Here is an 18761-nt window from a genome sequence, read left to right as displayed (position 1 = left end):
GGTAGCTGACGGTGTGCTGGCCGGGCTCGTTGACGGTCACCGGAGCGGTGTACGTCGTGTAGGTCTGCCCGTCGACGGAGTACTCGATCCGGTCCACACCCGACTCGGTGTCGACGGCCGAGATGGTCACCGTGGCCGCCCCGAGGTAGTCGCCGTTGTCGTCGCGGTCGCCGGTGACCCCGGCGGTCGCGGTCGGCGGCGTGGTGTCGGGGCCGGACGGGTCGGCCACCTGGAACGTGACGGACTGTGGGGTCGAGGTGTTGCCGGCCTTGTCGGTGGCCCGGTAGCTGACGGTGTGCTGGCCCGGCTGGTGCACCATCACCGGGGCGGTGTAGGTGGCGTACGCCTGGCCGCCGAGGGAGTATTCGATGCGGTCGACGCCGGATTCGGTGTCGGTGGCGGTGAGGGTGACGGTGGCCATGCCGATGTAGGCGCCGTCGTCGTCCTGCTCGCCGGTGACGGCGGCGGTCACCGTGGGTGCGGTGGTGTCGGGGTCGGGTGGTGCTACGACCTGGAAGGCGGTCGACTGGACGGGGGAGGTGTTGCCCGCCTTGTCGGTGGCCCGGTAGGTGACGGTGTGCTGCCCGGGGGCGGTGACCGTGATCGGGGCGGTGTAGGTGGCGTACGCGCCGCCGTCGAGGGAGTATTCGATGCGGTCGACGCCGGATTCGGTGTCGGTGGCGGTGAGGGTGACGGTGGCCGCGCCGGTGTAGGCGCCGTCGTCGTCCTGGTCACCGGTGACGGCGGCGGTCACCGTGGGTGCGGTGGTGTCCGGGTCCGGTGGTGCTACGACCTGGAAGGCGGTCGACTGGACGGGGGAGGTGTTGCCCGCCTTGTCGGTGGCCCGGTAGGCGACGGTGTGCTGCCCGGGGGCGCTCACCGTGATCGGGGCGGTGTAGGTGCCGTACGCGCCGCCGTCGAGGGAGTACTCGATGCGGTCGACGCCGGAGCCGGTGTCGGTGGCGTCGAGGGTCACCGTGGCGGCGCCGATGTAGGCGCCGTCCTCGTTCCGCTCACCGGTGACGGCCGCGGTCACCGTCGGTGGGGTCGTGTCCTCCCCACCGCCGCTCACGACGAGCAGACCGGTCATCGTGCCGTGCCCGGGTATCGCGCAGAAGTAGCGGTAGGTGCCGGCCGTGAGCACCACGTCGACGGTCCACCGGCCCCGGTTGCTGTCGAACGGGTCGGCCAGGAGGTTCACCTCCACGTCGCGGTTGTACGCCGGGTTTCCGGTGTCGAACGTGAGGGTGTGCTGCATGCCGCTGGTGTTGCCGGTCGCGACGCTGTTCTCGAAGACGAGGGTGGCCGGGCCGGCGACCGCGGTGGTGGGTGCGGAGGCGTACGCCTGGACACTGTTGTCGGCCGTCCAGGTGAGCACCTGGGCCTGCAACTGCCCGGTCGACGTGGGGTCACTGGCCGCGGCCGGCTCGGTGTCCGTCGGGCGGGCACCGGCGGGAACGCCGATGAGCGCGAAGCCGACGATCAGGACGGCGATCGCCGCGAGCATCCTCAGCGGTTGGTTGGGCCGGCCGGTGCCGAGCCTGGAGAACAGCCGCGAACGCCTTGGCGGGCCGCATCGCGCAGGAAAAGCGGGCATGTGGAACACACCTTTCGCGAGTCTTGGGTGACCGTCGACGATCCGTAGGGGTTCCGCATGGATCGACGGCATGGCGGATGACCACATACCGGCCTGATCCGCGACGGTGGGGTCCGGTGCGGTGGCTGCCGGCCGGTCGCGGGTGGTATGTGGGCAGACGTGACTCGATCGGGACGGTGGACGACGACCTGGGTCGGATCGGCGACGGAGGTGCCGCCGACCGCGTTACCGAGTCGGCGAGGGCCGACGCGGTTGCGGTAGGGCGCGGGCTGCGCCGGAGGTCGGTGGGCACGCCAACCAGGAGGGTGAGGTCTCCCGGCCAGGCCGTGACTCTCGGGCAAGGAGGTAACCGCGCCGCCGGCTACCTCATCGAAATGAGTTGATGTTGTTTCGACACTAGCCGTCTTGCCGTCGAGATGTCCAGATCTATTGGCGATATCCTTCACACTTCTATCTCTGATGACAAAAAGAGTCGGCCGGCGAACAAAAGTCACCCCCCGGAGGCCCCGGGCAGCACGGTGAGCTACGCCCGGTTCATCCGCACTCGCCCGCTGAGCACTCTGCGCGGAAGAGGGGGGCGGCGGCAGCGCGCGACGGGCGGTGTTGGATGGGATCATGGCAATCATCGACCGGCTGGCCGGAGCTTCCCGGATCGGGTTGGGGCTGGCGGCAGTCGGCCGCCCGGGCTACATCAGTTCGGGGTGCTGGGGTCTCGGGCCGACAGGGTCGTTAGGTCGTTGTCGATAACCCGACAGTTGGCGCTCTGAGCACTGTGCCGGCCGACTTCTGTCCGCGGGGCGTCAATGTGCCTCTGACCTGGGCATATGTTGGATTCATGGCGGTGAGCGCCGCAGCCCGACCGAGCGGTGTGCCCGGTATCTGCGGCAGCAGATGGGCGGATGCCCTTCTGCTCGCCCTGGCTTTCCGCCATGCCGCCGGCCGTGTCGACCTCAGGCGCTGGGCCGCTCGACGCCGTCACGGGACGTGCTGGCTTGGGCTTGCTGCACGTCCACCCGACGTGCGGCTGGGAGAGGAGTCGGGCATGGGAAACGGGAACTTCTACAAGCGGACGACACATCGCGTCTACGAGTTCGCGGTCCTCGTCACCGCGCCCGTCTGCGGCGTCCTGCTGGTCGCGCTGAACTTTCGGCCGCAGTCGGTGGAGGTGGCGATGCCTTACGCGATCAAAATCAGCTGGGAGTTCGGCCTGATCGTCGTCGGCGTCGCGGGCCTGCTCGGCATGTTCTGGCCGGGGCAACTCGGCACCGGGCTCGGTATAGAACTCGCCGCGGTGCTCATGCTGGGCGCGATCGCGGCGATGTACGTTGTCGCCGTCCTGGCGGTCGCTGGCGGGCAGGCAGTGGTGGCCGCGTCGTTCGTCGGCGCCGTGGCGATCGGCTCGTGGTTGCGCTCGGCCGAGATCGTGTGGTCCCTGCGACTGCTCATGCGTCTGACCGAGGCCGGTGCCTGTCCGGCCCCTGAGGGGAAGACATGATGACCGCCCAGGCTTCCGGCTCGCCGTACTGGGTGCAGCTGTTGATCTCCGCGCTCGGGTTGTTCGGCGGCGCGAGCGGCCTCGGCGTTCTTGCCACGATCGCCATGCAGCGGCGGAAGTTGAAGGCCGACACAGCGGGAGCGTTGACCGATGCGGCGCTGGCTCTGGTGCAGCCGCTGCGGTCGCGGGTCACGGAACTGGAGACCGAGGCGCTGTCGGTCCGGGAGCAGTTGGCGGCCTCGCAGCGGGAACTGCGAGAGCTGCGAACGACCGTGTGGGACCTGACCAGAACATTGCAGCGATGGCGGGAGGCGATCTTCGCGCCGGGAGCGACCGTGCGCCGAATACAGGCGCTCGTTACGGAGGAGGACCGCGGCCCGCACCGCCAGCGCGGCCATGTCCAATGACATTGCGGCGCCCGCGTGGGCCAGGAAGGGTCGCCGTGCTGAGGTAGGGTCCCGCCCGTGCGACAAGGACGAGATGAACTTATCTCGGCGCTTGCTGACCTTCTTCGGCGGCAGAGCGTGGACCATACGCTGCGGGTCTGTGCTGACGGCCCGGATGCGGCAGGCAAGACCACCCTCGCTGACGACCTCGCCGTGCACCTCAGCCGCTTTCGGCCGGTCATCCGGCTGTCCATCGATCGGTTTCATCGTCCTGAGGCGGTGCGTCGTCGGCGTGGCTCGCTGTCACCCGAGGGTTTCTATCGCGACTCCTTTGACCACGACGTCATCGTCGAAGCGGTGCTTCGCCCGCTGGGACCGGGCGGCGATGGCCGCTACCTGCCCGGCATGTTCGACTACCGGGCTGACCGCGCCACCGGTGAGGTGACCGTGCAAGCGCCAGCTGCGGCGATTCTGCTGTTCGATGGCGTGTTCATGCTGCGGCCCGAGCTACGTGACTTCTGGGACTTGTCGATCTACCTACACGCGGATCCCGAGGTTGCTCTTGCTCGCGCGCGTGTCCGCGACCTGGAGGTGTTCGGGTCGGTGGAAGTGATCGAGGAACGCTATCGGCGTCGCTACCTGCCGGGGCAGGAGCTGTATCGCGCCGAGGCCCGCCCGGCGGAGGTGGCCACCGTCGTGCTGGACATGAATGACCCCCTCCGGCCGACCGTCGTGCGCTGGTCGGACCCGTTGCGTACGATCGTACAATGTTTGTACGATCGTACGCATGACGTCTCCTGATCTTGTTGAGGACGACCCGCGCTCCATGCGGGAGCGCATGCTCGCTGGCGATCTCTACCGGGGTGCTGATCCGGAGTTGGAAGCCGAGATGCGTCAGGCGATGGTGCTGACCAAGGCGATCAATGACAGCGATCCGCGTGATTCTGAGGGGCGCCGGGGGCTGCTTGAGCAGTTGCTGGGTTCGGTCGGTGCTGAGGTGGAGATTCGCCCTCCCCTGCACGTCGACTACGGCAGCCACATCCACGTCGGCGCGCGGACGTTCATCAACTACGGGTTGATGGCCCTGGACGTCGCGCAGATCCTCATCGGTGAGGACGTGCTGATGGGCCCGAACGTGCAGCTGCTGACGCCGACGCATCCGATCGACCCGGAGCCGCGCCGCGCCAAGTGGGAGGCGGCACTGCCGATCACGATCGGCAACAACGTGTGGATCGGCGGCATGGCCGTGATCTGCCCCGGCGTCACCATCGGCGACAACTCGGTGATTGGCGCCGGCGCGGTCGTCACGAAAGACATTCCCGCCGACGTCGTCGCCGTGGGCAACCCCGCTCGCGTCATCCGGTCGGTCTACGACAGATGACCAACGGGCAGCAGGCCGCCGGCCGGAGCCGCCGCCGGTATGAACCGGACCGGCGTCAGCGGCTGATAGAGGTCACTCTGGATGTCATCGCCGAGCATGGTGTGGCCGGAACAACCCACCGTCGGGTGGCCGCTGCCGCCGACGTGCCGCTGGGCTCGGTCACGTACCACTTCGACAGCCTGGAGCATCTCCTGACGTCGGCCTTCACACATCTGGCGGAGACGGCATCGGCGGCGTTCGACGCGCAGATGGCGGCGATCGAGCCAGAGACCGACGCCCGCGGGAAAGTCGTCGAGGCGTTGTTGGCCGACTTGGCCGACAACCAGCGCAGCGCAGTCCTCGCCTACGAGTTGTACGCCGCGGCGGCACGCAATCCCGCGCTCCGGGTGATCACACAGGCGTGGATGGACAGCACCCGCAGATCGCTGCAGCGACATTTCGACCCTGACACCGCGGAGACACTCGACGCGCTGATCGAAGGGCTGATCCTGCACGCGACCCTGTCCACTCGGCCGGTAGATCCCGGAAAGATCAGGGCCTCGGTCTGTCGCCTCGTGCCCAGGGACGTAGCGGGGTGACCCATAGTCGCGTTGGCGCACACGACAGGTCGCTGGTCGGGCCGGCGGCTATCAGCCGTACCCAGACGCGAGCCGCCGCAGCGGCGGTATACCTCGCGTTCGTCAGCAGCGGCTTCGCCTTCGCCACCTGGGCGGCCCGCATCCCGAGCGTCAAGTCGCAGCTTCAGCTGAGCCCGCGACAGCTTGGATTGTTGCTGCTCGCCCTGCCCATCGGATCGATCATCTCGCTGTTGACGGCGGGACCACTCGTGGCCCGCACCAGCCCACGCCGCGCCGTTGCCGTAGCCAGCCTGGCCAGCGCGGCCGGGCTTTGCCTGGCCGGAATCGGCGCACAGGGCGCCTTCACCGTCACGGCCACGGGGCTGGCGCTTCTCGGTTTGGGTACCGGCATCTGGGACGTGGCAATGAACGTCGAGGCCGCTGCCGTCGAGCAACGCGCCGGCACGTCGATGATGTCCCGATTCCACGCCTCCCTGAGCGCCGGAACTGTCATCGGCGCCGGGCTCGCCGCAGCCTGCGCCGCACTCCACATCCCGGTCGTCGCCCACCTGGCCGTCGTCGCAGCGCTGATCGCCATTGCCGTACCACTGTCCACTCGCCGGTATCTGCCCACGGACGCCCAGCCGTCCACGCACCACCCGACACGCAACGCCTTGCGCGCGTGGACCGAACCACGCACGCTCGCTCTCGGCATCTTCGTGTTGAGCATGGCGTTCTCCGAGGGCACCGGCAACGACTGGCTCGCCTCCGCCATGATCGAGGGTCACCACACCTCGGTAGCCGCAGGCTCGCTGAGCTTCGCGTTGTTCGTCGCCGCGATGACCATCGGCAGATGGTTCGGGCCGTCACTCGTTGACCGATACGGCCCGAGGCTCGTCACCCGGGCCAGCGCCGTCCTCGCCATGTCCGGCCTCGCGGCCACGATCTTCGGCCCACACCAAGCATTTGCCCTGGCCGGAGTCATCACCTGGGGGCTGGGCACCGCGATGGGGTTTCCGCTCGGCATCAGCGCGGCAGCCGATGATCCACGCCAGGCAGCGATCCGGGTCAGCGTCGTCTCCTCCATCGGCTACACGGCCTTCCTGGCCGGACCCCCACTTCTCGGCTTCCTCGCGGACCACGTCGGGATCCTCCGCTCGCTGTCCATCACCATGGGCGTGGTCGCGGTCGGTCTGCTGTTCACCGCAAGCCTCCGGCCTGCACGCGGAGTTGCTGGCCCGACCGAACGCGTCGGTCCGCCCCGGCGTCGACCGGGACGTGCCCGGCGGACCGACGCTTGAGGTCACCGACCCTTACGGCAACGTACTGCGATTCGCCCAGCCTGCGGCGGCCGAGTAAGCCCAAAGGGCCAGGTAACGTGCCGCGGGTTGCGTTCGTCGTCGTGATTTTCCGCTCCGAATCCGTGACGGATGGCTAGCGCATTGGCGTTTTTCGTTGGATGATGTCCGTCTCCGCCCGCCAACGACGTGGCCGAACCGGCCGTTCTGACGCCCGACCGAGGAGGCCATTCCGTGAAGCGCGATCAGTCACCTGTCTTGCCGGGCGACGGCGCTACGGACTATGAGCGCTATATGCGTACGGGCGCGCTGCTCGGTCTGCAACGCACACCGGCGGAGATGATCCACCGCGATGAGCTGCTGTTCCAAGTGGTGCACCAGTCCACCGAGTTGTGGCTGAAACTGGCGGCGTCGGAGTTGACCGAGGCGGTGGCTCAGGTGGACGCGGGGGACCCGGCGGCGGCGGAGGTGCTGTTGGGTCGGGCGACTCTCGGAGTGCGGCTGACCACCGACCAGCTGGAGATGCTGACCTATCTGTCCCCAGTGGACTTCCAGGCCATGCAGCCCGCGCTGGGCAACGGATCCGGCGCCGAATCGCCCGGCTGGAAGCGGGTCCGGTCGCTCAGCGCGCAGCTCGGTCGAGCCTTCGCCGGCCACCTCGCCGCCCGGGGGATCGAGCTGGCGGCGCTGCGCCGGGCAGCTCCGGCCGACCCGGAGCACCGCCTGGCCGAGGCGATGCTGGAGTGGGACGAGCGGGTGTCGCTGTGGCGGGTGCGGCACTACCAGTTGACCCTGCGGGTCGGGGGGCATGCGCCGGCCGGCACACCGGGCAGCCCGGCAAATATGCTGGCCAAACTCGTCGGACACCGATTCTTCCCGGATTTGTGGCAGGCCCGACTCAATTCCCCGGCCGACAATTCCGGCACCGCCCGTCCCTGACGACCGGCCTTCGACGAGGAGGGCCGATCCCCCGAATACGACCCGTCTCAGAATGCCGAGGTGTGGTTCGTGCGTGAACTGACGAGCTGGCTGTCCGGTGCGGCCGCCCCTGACGTGTTCCCGTACCATTCGGTGCTGGACGAATTCCAGCGTGTCGGTAAACACTTCGTCGAAAAGAACCTACTCGCCCTCCTCGACGAGGCCCGGTCGAGGGTGACCGGCCGGGGCGAACCGGCCCCACTGCTGCGCGACTTCCTCGACGCCACACTGGACAAGTGGGACGGTCGCTACGACTACCGCAGCTACCTTGCGCTCCGGCTGCTCCGGCTGCCCTGCGGAGCGGACCACCCGCCACCGGCCGAGGACGACACGTCCGCCCGGCGTACCCGTGACCAACTCGTCATCCGCCTGGTGGCCGACGCGCTCGCCTTCGAACTGGCCGCCGCCGCCCACACCACCGACCTGCTCCCGCTGGGGCGACCGGGGCCGGAACTGGTGGCCAAGCGCTGCCGGCTCGGCGTCCGGGCCGCCTCGCCCGCGCTGGCCCGCCTCGGTCTGACCGGGGCCGTCGGTGCCGGCGATCCGGCGACCGTCGCCACCGCGCTGAGCGTGGTCGCCGCCGACTTTGGTACGGCCGCGGACCAGTCGCTGCGACTGAGCATGCTGCCCGTGCACGTCACCCACGACGAGTACCTGTTCATCCGGGTGCTGCAGGCGTACGAATGCCTCTTCGCCGGGGTCGCCGACGAACTGGGTGCCGCCGTTGCCGCGCTGGCCGTGGACGCCGCCCGCCCCGCCGCCGCCCGGCTGGCGTACGCCCGGGACCTACTCGGGTCCGCCGGCCCGCTGTTCTCGCTGCTGGCCACGATGCAGCGGGAGTCGTTCCAGACGTTTCGGCAGTACACCGAGGGGGCCAGCGCGATCCAGTCCCGCTCCTACAAGCTCGTGGAGTCGCTGTGCCGTACGCCCGACGAGGGCCGGCTGGATTCGGTGGCCTACCGGTCGGTGCCGGAGGTCCTGGCCCGGGTGCGGGCCGGTCAACCGACGGTCGATGAGGCCTACCGGTCGGCCGTGGGCGGAGGCCGACTCGCCGGAGCGGACCGCGACCTGGTCGCCCGGCGGATGGGCGAGTTCGCCGCGACCCTGCTGCGGTGGCGGCGTACCCACCACCGGGTGGCGGTGCGGATGCTCGGGGCCCGGTCCGGTACCGGCTACACCCAAGGCACGCCCTACCTGGCGGCGGTCCGTGACGTGCCGGTGTTCAGCACCAACGCGCCCGATCCCCACCTGACCGACCCGACTGGAGGCCACCCCGCGTGACCCGACCCCACCCGCCGCCCGGGCCGGACATCCCGAGCTGCCTCGACCGTGCCGCACACGCCGCGCTGCGCGCCGAGTTCCCGCTGCTGGAGCAGTGCGTCTACCTGAACAACAACTCCACCGGCGCGGTGCCCAGGGGCGCCGAGCGGGTGCTGCGCGGCTACTGGGAGACGCTGCGCACCTGGCGCGACGACGTGTGGCAGGACTGGCACGTCGGCCTCGACCGGTACGCCGACGGGTTGGCCGCCCTGCTCGGCGCGCCACCGGGCAGCGTGGTCACCGACGCGAACCTGAGCACCCTGCTGGCCCGGGTGGCTTCCTGCTTCGACTACCGACCACCGCGCGACCGGGTCGTCATCACCGACCTGGAGTACCCGACGGTGCCGTTCGTCTTCCAGGCGTTCGGCCGCTACGGCGCCCGCCTCGAGGTGGTCGGTACGGGTGGCCCCCGGCTCGACCAGGACGCCCTGGAGGCGCGGCTCGACGAGCGGACGCTGCTGGTGTGCGTCCCGCACGCCAGCTTCACCTCCGGCGCGACGGTCGACCTGCCCCGTCTGATCGCCCGCGCCCACCAGGTCGGCGCGCTGGTGGTGGTGGACGCCTTCCAGACCGTGGGAGTGGTGCCGCTGGACGTGACCACGCTCGGCGTCGACGTCGTCCTCGGCGGCGCGCACAAGTGGCTCTGCGGCGTCGGCACCGCGTTCCTCTACGTCCGGCCGGACCTGGTGCCGCAGCTGGAACCGGCGGCGACCGGGTGGCAGGCCGGCGACCGGGCACTGACCTTCCAGCCGTCCACCGGCTGGGCGCCGGGCGCGCGCCGGTTCGCCGGTGGCACGCCGTTCCCACTGACCTCGCTGGTCTCCCAGGTCGGTCTGGATCTGCTGGCCGAGGTGGGCGTGGCAGCCATTCGACGGCATTCGCTGGCGCTCACCCAGCGGCTCCTGGACCGGGCCGACGCGGCGGGCATCACCGTGGTCAGCCCTCGGGAAGCCCACCGGCGCGGTGGCGTGGTGTGCCTGGACGTGCCCGACGGTGAGACCGTCAAGCGGCGGCTGGCCGCCCGGAACCTGATCTGCAGTTGGCGCGGCTACCTGCGGGTCGGTCCGCACGTCTACAACAGTCTCGACGAGATCGACGCGTTCATGGACGCGCTGGACAAGGAGTTGGCCCGATGACCGTAACGCTCTCGCCCCGGGCGCTGATGAGCCTGCTCGCCAACGGCTCCAAGGCCATGGACGTGCTGCGGACGGCGCTCGACCTGGGGCTGCTCGACGCGTTGGAGTCCGGGCCGGCTCGTCTCGACACGCTGGCCGCTCGGTTCGGGGTGCACCCGCTGCGGCTGTACAAGTTCCTGGACTGTCTGGAGAGCCTCGGCTTCGTGACCCACGACGAGCCCGCCGACGCCGTCGGCGCGGCCAGCTACCGGGCCGTACCCGGGCTACGCGACGCGGTCGAGGCGGTGGTCGGCCCCGGCGCGATCGAGCGGGACCGGGATCGCTACCCGTGGCGGCAGCTGCACGGTCGGCTGCCCGAGAGTCTCCGCGGCGAGGTCAGTATCGGCGACGACGACTTCGCCTGGCCGCCGAAGACCGACGCCCAGACCGCCGACTTCGAACGCAGCATGGCCGTCGGGCTGGGGCCGGTGATCGAAGCGGTACGCCAGCACGCCGACCGGCTCTGGCCCGACCGGCACCGGCTGTTGGACGTGGGCGGCGGCGACGGCACACTGGCCGCGCACATACTGGACACCGCGCCGAAACTGCGAGCCGACGTGTACAACCTGCCCGCGGTGGCACCGCTGGTGGCGGCCACCCGGGTCGCCCGTGGCCACCCGGACCGGCTCGGATTCGTCGGTGGCGACTTCCTCGCCGAGCCACTCCCGCGGGGGTACGACGCGCTGTCGTTCGTCCGGGTGCTGCACGACTGGCCCAACGAGGTGGCCCGACGCCTCGTGGCGCAGGCGTACGCGGCCCTGGAACCGGGCGGACTGCTGCTGATCTGCGAAGAGTTCCGCACCCCGGACCGCCTGGCCATGCAGTTCTTCTGGAGCTACTTCCTGATCGGCGTCGACAACTGCGTCAGCCGCCTACGGGAGGTGACCTTCTACGCCACGCTGCTCACCGAGGTCGGCTTCGAACAGGTGACGGTACTGCCCGGCAGCTGGGAGCTGGTCACCGCGTACAAGCCGATCACCGCCGAGTCCTGAACGCTGCGGCTCGGGCCGGTGTCCGTGGCCACCGACGCCTCGTGGCGGCAGGTCGCCTCAGGTGACAGTCGCGGGCAGCATCCCCGGCAGGTCCGGTTCGATGAGGTGGTGCAGCAAATGCAGGGGCGCGGCGGTGATCCCGGCCCCGGTCAGCGCCCGCGCATACGCCGCCGCGGTCGAATCGTCCACCAGGCCGTGCACCAGCGGCAGGTCCGGGGCGGCTGTCCACAGTAGCGACTCAAGCCGGCAGGAGGCGATCGCCCCGGGCAGCCCGAGGGCGGCCCCGGACAGGGCCGCCGGTGCCGGTGGCAGGTCCGCCGGGACGTCGCGCCGGGTCGGGCCGACGTGCAGCAGGCCACCTCCGACCACCAGGATGTCGCGGTCGCGGCGCATCCGGGCCAGCGCCCGCCCGGTGTCCAACGCGGGCGGGAACGAGTCGTCCACCACGATCGTTCCCGGTGCCAGCCGGTCGACCTCGACCGGCTCGATGGCCGCGCTCGTCGCCGCGACGATCACCTCCGCCGCGTAGCCGGCCGGGGCGATCCCCGGTGTCGACGGGTGCACCTCGACGTCGCCGGCGAAGCCGTCCGCCCGTAGCCGCGTGACGTGCTCGACCAGTCGGGGTGCGGCGGCGGGGACGTCGCAGAGCACGAGCCGCGCGGGCGGGTGTTCCGCCCGGGCCAGCAGCAGCCGCAGCGAGGAGAACCCGATCGAGCCGAGACCGACCACGGCGAGGCTGCGGCCGCCGAGGCTGCGTCCGGTGGCGGCCAGCGCGGCCTCCACCGTGCGAACCACGGAGACGACGGTGGCCGCGTGGCCGGTGGTCACCGCGACTCCGCTGCGGGTATGCCGCAGCACGCCGAGGCCGTAGCCGGTACGGGCGGGAATCATGCCGGCCAGCGACACGCACCGGGCGCCAAGACCGGCGGCCAGGTCGACCGCCTCGCCGGTCTCGGTGGCGAGGGCGTCCCCGGCGGCGGTCAGCTCGTCGGCGAACCGGGGCAGGCAGACGAAACCGGAGACACCCAGCGGGGTGGCCAGCTCCTCCAGCAGCCGCGGGCGGCCGTCGGGAAAGAGCAGGTCGCGTACCTGTGCCCGGGACAGGCTTTCGGCGGGCAACCCGGCGATCGCGGCGAGCTGCGCCGGCGGCGGCAGGTAACCGACGATGGCCGCGGCCAACCTGAGCCCCCGCGCCGGGCCGGCCGTCGCCGCCCGCACGGTCTCGTCCACTGCGGCCTGCCGCCCTACGGGCGGGCTGTCCGCGGCCGCGGCCGTGAGGTCGGCCCGCAGCCGGTCCGCGAGCCGGCCCAGCTCGGCCCGGGTTACCGCGTTGGGGGAGCCGCGTAGCGTGACGCGGAGTCCGTCCGCTCCGGGGCGTGCGGTCAGGAACAGGTCGGTGCCCAGTGGCGGGGGCGTCAGTTCACTCTCCTCGTCCCAGTCGAGGCTGAGCCGGTCCGTCCCGGCACCAGCCGCCGCGGACGACGGTGCCCCGGCCGCTGTCGGCGGCGGCGCCCCGAGTGCGGCGAAGTCCAGGAAGCTGAAGAAGAACTGGGCACCGGCGGGGGTGCCGCCCGGTCCGGCGGGCACGGCCGCCGCGATCGACGGCGGGTCGTCGTGCCGCCGGGCGGCGGCGACCTCGGCCGCGACCCGAGCGAGCTGCTCGGCAAAGCCCGCCGATCCGCCCAGGCGCAACGGCAGCATCGCCGCGCAGGGACCGAAGATCCGGTGCAGGTCCGGCAGCGGATGGTCCCGACCCGTCAGCGCCAGGCCGACGACCAGGTCGTCCTGCCCGGTGAGGCTGGCCACCGCCCGGTGGTACGCGGTCAGCACCGGGGCGTACAGGGTGGTCGCGGCGTCGGCGGCCAGCCGGCGCAGTCCGCTGACCACCGCCCCGTCCAAGGTGAAGCCGCACACCGCCGGAAGGCCCGCCACCGGCGTACCGCCCGCGTCCGGTCCGCGGGAGGCGTCGGGGCGGGCACCGAGCACCGGCGGCCGGTACGGCGTGTCGAACCGTCCGGTCCACCAGGCGTGCGCGCTCGGCTCGGGTGGGCCGGCGGCGCGGCGAGCCAGCAGCGCGACGTACTCCCGGAAGTGGGTGCGCAGCGGAGACAGGTCGCCGGGGAGATCCGCCATCAGCCGGTGGTAGACCGCCAACAGTTCCTGGCCGAGCAGGGCGGCGCTGTAACCGTCGCCGATCAGGTGGTGGGCGTGCACCAGCAGGATGTGGTGGTCGGGGGCGAGCGCCAGCAGCCGCAGCCGCAGCAGCGGCCACGCCCACGGCTCGAAGCGCCGCTGGCGTTCCTCGGCGACCCGGGCGGCCACCTCGTCGGGGCCGGCGAGCACCTCGTAGCCGATCGGTAGCCGTAGCGACGGGGGCAGCTCCTGCTGGACCGGGGGCCGGACCCCGGCGGGGAAGACGGTACGCAGCATCGGGTGCCGGGCCACCAGCAGGTCGACGGCGCGCTGGAGGACCTCGCGGCGCAGCCGACCGCGCAGTCGTAGCCGGGCCAGCCAGGCGGTGCCGGCGCCCGGTGCGACGGCGTCGGCGAGCAGGAAGCCGCGCTGGGTGGCCGTCACCGGGAACGGCTCATCCGGATCGCTCACCACCGTGGCACCGGCGGTGCGTTCCGTGGCTTCGACGGCAGCGTCGATCGCGGCGGCGAGCTTGCGGAGGGTGCGGTGCTGGTAGATGACGGTCGGGCTCGGTGTGGCCGGGAACTGGTCCTGCGTGCGGGCGAAGACCTCCAGCACCAGGATGGAGTCGCCGCCGAGGGCGAAGAAGTCGTCGTCGGGACCGATCGTCGGCAGGTCGAGCAGCTCGCCCCAGATCCGGGCCAGTCTCGCCTCGGTGTCGGTGCTGGTGCTGGTGTCGGTGGCTACGGCGGCCGGACCGGTCGGTGCGGGGAGGCGCTCCGGTTCGGCGGCCGGTGCGAAACCGCCGTGCGACCGGAGCCGATCCCGGTCGACCTTCCCGGTGGGCGTGAGCGGGAGGCTGTCCAGCAGGTGGATCCGGGCCGGGACCAGTTGCTCCGGCAGCCGCTCGGCGAGGTACCCACGCAGCTGCGCCACGGTCGGTCCGGTCTGCGGTGCGGGTGCGACGAAGGCGTGCAGCCGTGGGTGCGGCTCGGCCTGGTGCAGCACCACCACGGCGGCCACCTCCGGATGAGTGCGTAGCACCGCCTCGATCTCGCCCGGCTCCAGCCGGTACCCGTGGATCTTCACCTGGTCGTCGAGGCGGCCGAGAAACTCCAGCGTGCCGTCCGGGGCCGCCCGGCCCCGGTCACCGCTGCGGTAGTACCGCTCGCCGCCGTGGCGCACGAAGGCGGCGGCGGTCAGCTCGGGCTCACCCAGATAGCCGGGAGTGACGCCGACACCGCCGAGGTGCAGCTCACCGGCCACGCCGGGCGGGCAGGGGTGCCCGTCCTGGTCGACGACCCGTACCCGCGCCCCGCCGATCGGCCGGCCGATCGGCAACCGGCGTACCGCATCGTCGGGACGGCCGTCGATCACGTGCCAGGTGGTGTTGATCGTCGCCTCGGTGGGGCCGTACAGGTTGGTGATCCGACAGCCGTCGCCGAAGAGGTCGAACCAGCGTCGTACCGGCACCGGCGACAGCTCTTCCCCGCCGACGTGCACCCAACGCAGGGCGCCGAGGTCCGGCGGTACGCCGTCGCGCACCGTCCGCTCCTCGGCCGCTCGCAGGATCCGCTCCCACAGGGTGGGTACCGAACTCCACACGGTGACCCGGTCCCGTTCCATCCGGGACAGCAGCGCCTGCGGGTCGCGCAGCACCGACCGGGGGAAGGTGACCACAGTGGCCCCGACCAGCAGCGGCGCCAGAATCTGTCGGACCGAGGCGTCGAAGCAGATCGACGAGGTCTGGGCCAGCCGGTCGCCGGACCGGTAGCCGAAGGTGTCGATGGCCCAGTCGAGGTAGTTCACCATCGACCGGTGAGTGATCGGCACCCCCTTCGGCCGTCCCGTCGACCCCGACGTGAAGATCACGTACGCGGTGTCGTCCGGCGCGGACGCGGTCGCCGGCACCCATGCCGGGAGTGCGGGTGCGTCCACCCCGAGCCGGACCGGCCGGACGGGACCGGCGAGCCGGGCCACGGTGGCCGCACTGGCCTCGTCGTGCAGCACCACCCCGGCTCCGGCGCGGCGCAGCTGCCCGTCGAGGCGGGCCGGGGGATGGGCGGCGTCCAGCGGCACCCAGGCGGCTCCGGCGCGCAGGATCCCGACCACCGCGATGACCGACTCCGGGCCGGGCGCGGTGAGCATCCCGACGTGCTGGCCGGGGCGTACCCCGTGGGCGGCGAGCAGCTCCGCCACCCGGTCGGCAGCCCGGTCCAGGTCCCGGTAGGTCACCGTCCGGTCGCCGTCGGTCACGGCCGTCGCGTCCGGAGTGCGCCGGCAGACCGCCCGGATCCGCCCGGTGACGTCTCCGTCGTCGGTCGCCGGCCGGAAGCGGTCGACGTGCCCCTCCTGCGGCCCGGCGGCGAGGTCGACCAGCTCCCGGTGGTGCTCGGCGGCGAGCCGGGCCACCGTCTCACGTCGGAACAGCCGTGGCGGGAAGTTCCAGGACAGCCGTAGCGTCGCCCCCGACTCCCACCAGAGCAGGCTGAGCTGGGTGGCGGCGGAACCGGAACCGGCCGCCGTCGGGACGATCGTCACCGGGCAGTCCGGGTCGGCGGTGACCGGGAACCGGGCGAAGCTGAACCCGGCCGGGCTGGCGGTGCGCGGGCCGTCCCCGGTCGAGCGCAGCAGCCGGGCCAGGTCGAGGCTGGACACCGAACCGTGCCGCTGCGCGACGGCCCAGGACTCTCGCAGCCGGTCGGCGAGCCGGCCGGCGGGCTCGGCCGGATCCACCTCGACCAGCAGCGGCAGGGTGTCGGCGAACGGGCCGACGATCCGCTCGATACCGGGCAACCGGGCGTCCCGGCCGGCCCGCGCCACGCTCACCGGCACCCGCCGTTGCCCGCTCCACCGGGCCAGACAACGCACGTACCCGGCGAGGAGCAGGTGGAACAGGGAGACGCCCGCCTCGGCGGCCCGCTCACGCAGCCCGGCGACCAGCGCGTCGTCAAGTTCGCCCAGGTGCGTCACGTACGGCGGTGCGGGCATCCCCCCGGGGTCGCCGTCGTACGGCAGCCGCAGCGTCCACCCCGGACCGTCCAGCGTCTCGCGCCAGTACGTCAGATCCGCTCCGGTGGGCGGAGCGACATCGAGGGCGTACCGGCCGAACCCGGGGGAGGCGGGCGGCCGGGCGGGGAGGCAGCCCCGGGCCAGCGCGGTGTAGTCGGCCCAGAGTTGTTCGCTGAGCAGGTTGAGGCTGAACCCGTCCCCAGCCGCGTGGTGCAGCACCAGGAGCAGGTGGGACCGGTCCGGGTGTTCCCGGGCGAGGACGGCCCGCAGCGGCGGTTGCCGGGTCAGGTCGACCGGGGTGTTGCAGAGTCGTTCCTCCAGCGCGCTGAGCGGGCCGGTGAGCGGATGCACCTCGTAGGAGACCGAGGCGGCTGCCGGGGGGAGGATCGTCTGGCGCGGGGTGCCGGCGCCGGCCGACGGGACGAACCGGACCCGCAGCATCGGATGGAGGGCGGCGAGGCCGGTCAGCGCCCGGCCGAGCAGGTCCGCGTCGAGCGGCCCGGTGACGGTCTGCCGGACGAAGGCGTAGCTGGCCACGGTCGGGTGCAGCCGCTCGTTGACGTACCACGCCCGCTGCACCGCGGTCAGCGGAAACGGCTCCCCGTCGGCGACCGGTACGGGCGCCGCCGGCCGCGGGGGTCCCGCCAGCACCGGCGTCGGCGTCGGGGGAGCCGGCGGCGTGGACCCGCCGGCTGGTGCCGTCGGTGCGGTGCCGGACTCCGCCAGGTGACCGGCCAGCGCGGCGACGGTGGTGTACTCGAAGAACAGGGTGACCGGCAGTTGCCGGCCGAGCTCGTCCTCCAACCGTTTGACCAGGTCCACTGCGGCCAGGGAGTCGAGTCCGAGGGTGAGGAACGAGACGTCGTCGGCGATCTCCTCGCTCGGGCGATGCAGCGGCTCGGCGAGCAGCCGGCGCAGCAACCGGGACAGGTCGTCCACCTCCGGCCGGCCCGGTGCCGGCTGGCCGGCGGTCGGGGCGACGGAGGCCGGCACCGGGCTTAGATCCGCGACCACCAGGTGGGCGGCGTCGACACCCCGGGCGGCCTGTAGCGCCCGCAGCGCGGCCCGGACGGTCAACGCACCGGCGGTGCCACGGCCCGCAGCGGCCATGGCGCCGCTTCGGGCCGCCATGCCGGTGTCGGTGATCGGCGCGAAGCCGACCGCCTGGGCGGGCCGGCCGGCAGCCCGCTGTGCGGCGGCGAAGGCGTCGAGGAAGGCGTTGGCTGCCGCGTAGTCGCCGACCGCCCCGGCCAGGCCGGGCAGCACCGCGCTGACCGACGAGAAGCCGACCAGCGCCGCCCGGTCGTGGCGGTGCCGGCGCAACGCCTCCGCCAGCAGGTGGCTGCCGCGTACCTTGGGGGCCAGCACGGCGAGGATGTCCGGGACGGATTTCGCCGCCAGGGTGCCGATCCGTACCGTCCCGGCGGCGTGCCAGACGGTCTCCACCCGGGACACCCCGGCCAGCAGCGCGTCGACGTCGGCCGGCACGGTCACGTCGCAACGCTGGTACCGCACCGTGGCGCCTGCCTCGGTCAATTCCGCCAGCAGGCCGTCCGGGGCCCGCTCCGACCGCCCGGCCAGCAGCAGGGTGGGGCGGCCCCGGCCGGCGAGGGTACGGGCCAACTCGGCGCCGATCCCACCGCCGCCTCCGACGATCACGTGTACGCCGTCGGCCGGTCCGATCGCCGGCTCGCCGGACCGTTCGCCGGGGTCGCCGGACCGGTCGTCCGGGTCCGGTGCCGAAACCAGGTGCCGCCCGAGCCGACGTCCCGCCCGCCAGGCCACCCCGGTCAACGCGGGCTCGTCCGCGCCCGAGCCGCTGTCCGCTGCGTCGTCGAGGCAGCAGCCGGACAACTCCCGGCACACGGATTCCACCCGGACCGCCGCGCCGTCCACACTGGACAGGTCGATCACCTGGATGGGCAGGTCGGGACGCTCGTCGGCCAGCGCCCAGCACAGTCCGGTCAGCACCGCCTGCACCGGCCGGGGCCGCTCGGCAGCCCCGGTGACCTGGACGTCCTCGGTGAGCACCAGCAGCCGGCCGAGCTGCCCGGCCGGCTCGTCGAGCAGGGCGCGCACCGCGTTGACCTGCCCGGCCACGGCGGTGTCGAGGGCGGCCGCGTCCGGCGGGTCGACCGCCGGCCCGGCCAGCCACACGGTCACCTCCGGTGGTGCGAGGTCGTCGCCCGGCTCCGGCGCGGCCTGTACCGTGACGCCCCGGCCCTCGAGCGTGGCGGCGAGCCGGGCGGCGAGGTCGCCGCCGATGCCGGGACCGCGCAGCCGAACCCGGGACGGCAGATCACCGGCATCCACCGGCGCGTCCCGCCAGGCGACCCGGTGCAGCGGCGCTGATCGGGGTGCCGCCGGCCACCCCCAGCACCGGTGCGGGCAGCATCGGTCGCAGGAAGATCTCGATCGCGCCGCCCGAGTGGCACGG

Annotated in this window: 12 protein-coding genes; 10 read left to right on the top strand and 2 right to left on the bottom strand. The window is 72.2% G+C overall.

Annotation, left to right across the window (positions count from 1 at the left end; genetic code table 11):
- Window positions 1-1507: Ig-like domain repeat protein (locus AB0M52_RS13275; RefSeq protein ID WP_363952870.1), on the bottom strand; the 1507-nt coding region annotated here is incomplete at its 3' end.
- Between the two features lie 1132 nt (window positions 1508-2639).
- Between AB0M52_RS13275 and AB0M52_RS13270 the strand changes: the two genes are divergently transcribed.
- The 10 genes from AB0M52_RS13270 (at window position 2640) to AB0M52_RS13225 (ending at window position 11179) form a co-directional block, all read left to right on the top strand.
- Window positions 2640-3092 carry a hypothetical protein gene (locus AB0M52_RS13270; RefSeq protein WP_363952868.1) on the top strand — a complete coding sequence of 151 codons (453 nt, stop codon included), beginning with the start codon at window positions 2640-2642 and terminating at the stop codon, window positions 3090-3092.
- The gene (locus tag AB0M52_RS13265) at window positions 3092-3499 is read left to right on the top strand and encodes a hypothetical protein (RefSeq protein ID WP_363952866.1); all 408 of its coding nucleotides are present in this window, start codon (window positions 3092-3094) and stop codon (window positions 3497-3499) included. Before AB0M52_RS13270 ends, AB0M52_RS13265 begins: the two co-directional genes overlap by 1 nt.
- Window positions 3500-3616: 117 nt before the next feature.
- Window positions 3617-4279 (top strand): uridylate kinase, encoded by a 663-nt coding sequence (locus AB0M52_RS13260; protein ID WP_363952864.1) that lies wholly within the window; start codon window positions 3617-3619, stop codon window positions 4277-4279.
- Complete coding sequence (locus tag AB0M52_RS13255) at window positions 4266-4859, top strand: sugar O-acetyltransferase (protein WP_363952862.1); 594 nt, start codon at window positions 4266-4268, stop codon at window positions 4857-4859. Before AB0M52_RS13260 ends, AB0M52_RS13255 begins: the two co-directional genes overlap by 14 nt.
- Window positions 4856-5437, top strand: coding sequence for a TetR family transcriptional regulator C-terminal domain-containing protein (locus AB0M52_RS13250; RefSeq protein WP_363952860.1), 582 nt, complete (start codon window positions 4856-4858; stop codon window positions 5435-5437). The genes AB0M52_RS13255 and AB0M52_RS13250 overlap by 4 nt, the downstream gene beginning before the upstream one ends.
- Window positions 5434-6717, top strand: a complete 1284-nt coding sequence (locus tag AB0M52_RS13245) for an MFS transporter (RefSeq protein WP_363952858.1) — start codon at window positions 5434-5436, stop codon at window positions 6715-6717. Before AB0M52_RS13250 ends, AB0M52_RS13245 begins: the two co-directional genes overlap by 4 nt.
- Window positions 6718-6948: 231 nt before the next feature.
- Window positions 6949-7653 (top strand): tryptophan 2,3-dioxygenase family protein, encoded by a 705-nt coding sequence (locus AB0M52_RS13240; protein WP_363952856.1) that lies wholly within the window; start codon window positions 6949-6951, stop codon window positions 7651-7653.
- A gap of 60 nt (window positions 7654-7713) precedes the next feature.
- Window positions 7714-8973: a hypothetical protein gene (locus tag AB0M52_RS13235; protein ID WP_363952854.1), complete on the top strand. Its 1260-nt coding sequence runs from the start codon at window positions 7714-7716 to the stop codon at window positions 8971-8973.
- Window positions 8970-10148 (top strand): aminotransferase class V-fold PLP-dependent enzyme, encoded by a 1179-nt coding sequence (locus AB0M52_RS13230; RefSeq protein WP_363952852.1) that lies wholly within the window; start codon window positions 8970-8972, stop codon window positions 10146-10148. The genes AB0M52_RS13235 and AB0M52_RS13230 overlap by 4 nt, the downstream gene beginning before the upstream one ends.
- Window positions 10145-11179: a methyltransferase gene (locus AB0M52_RS13225; protein WP_363952850.1), complete on the top strand. Its 1035-nt coding sequence runs from the start codon at window positions 10145-10147 to the stop codon at window positions 11177-11179. Before AB0M52_RS13230 ends, AB0M52_RS13225 begins: the two co-directional genes overlap by 4 nt.
- Window positions 11180-11236: 57 nt before the next feature.
- On the opposite strand, the gene AB0M52_RS13220 is transcribed toward AB0M52_RS13225, so the two are convergent.
- Window positions 11237-18637 carry an amino acid adenylation domain-containing protein gene (locus AB0M52_RS13220; protein WP_363952848.1) on the bottom strand — a complete coding sequence of 2467 codons (7401 nt, stop codon included), beginning with the start codon at window positions 18635-18637 and terminating at the stop codon, window positions 11237-11239.
- Window positions 18638-18761: the final 124 nt, after the last annotated feature.

Origin of the sequence: Micromonospora sp. NPDC051296, from assembly GCF_040682255.1 — a bacterium.
In the GTDB taxonomy this organism is placed as follows: domain Bacteria; phylum Actinomycetota; class Actinomycetes; order Mycobacteriales; family Micromonosporaceae; genus Micromonospora; species Micromonospora craterilacus.
Note: the sequence above shows the minus strand (reverse complement) of the source record. Positions and strands in the feature narration are given on the sequence as shown.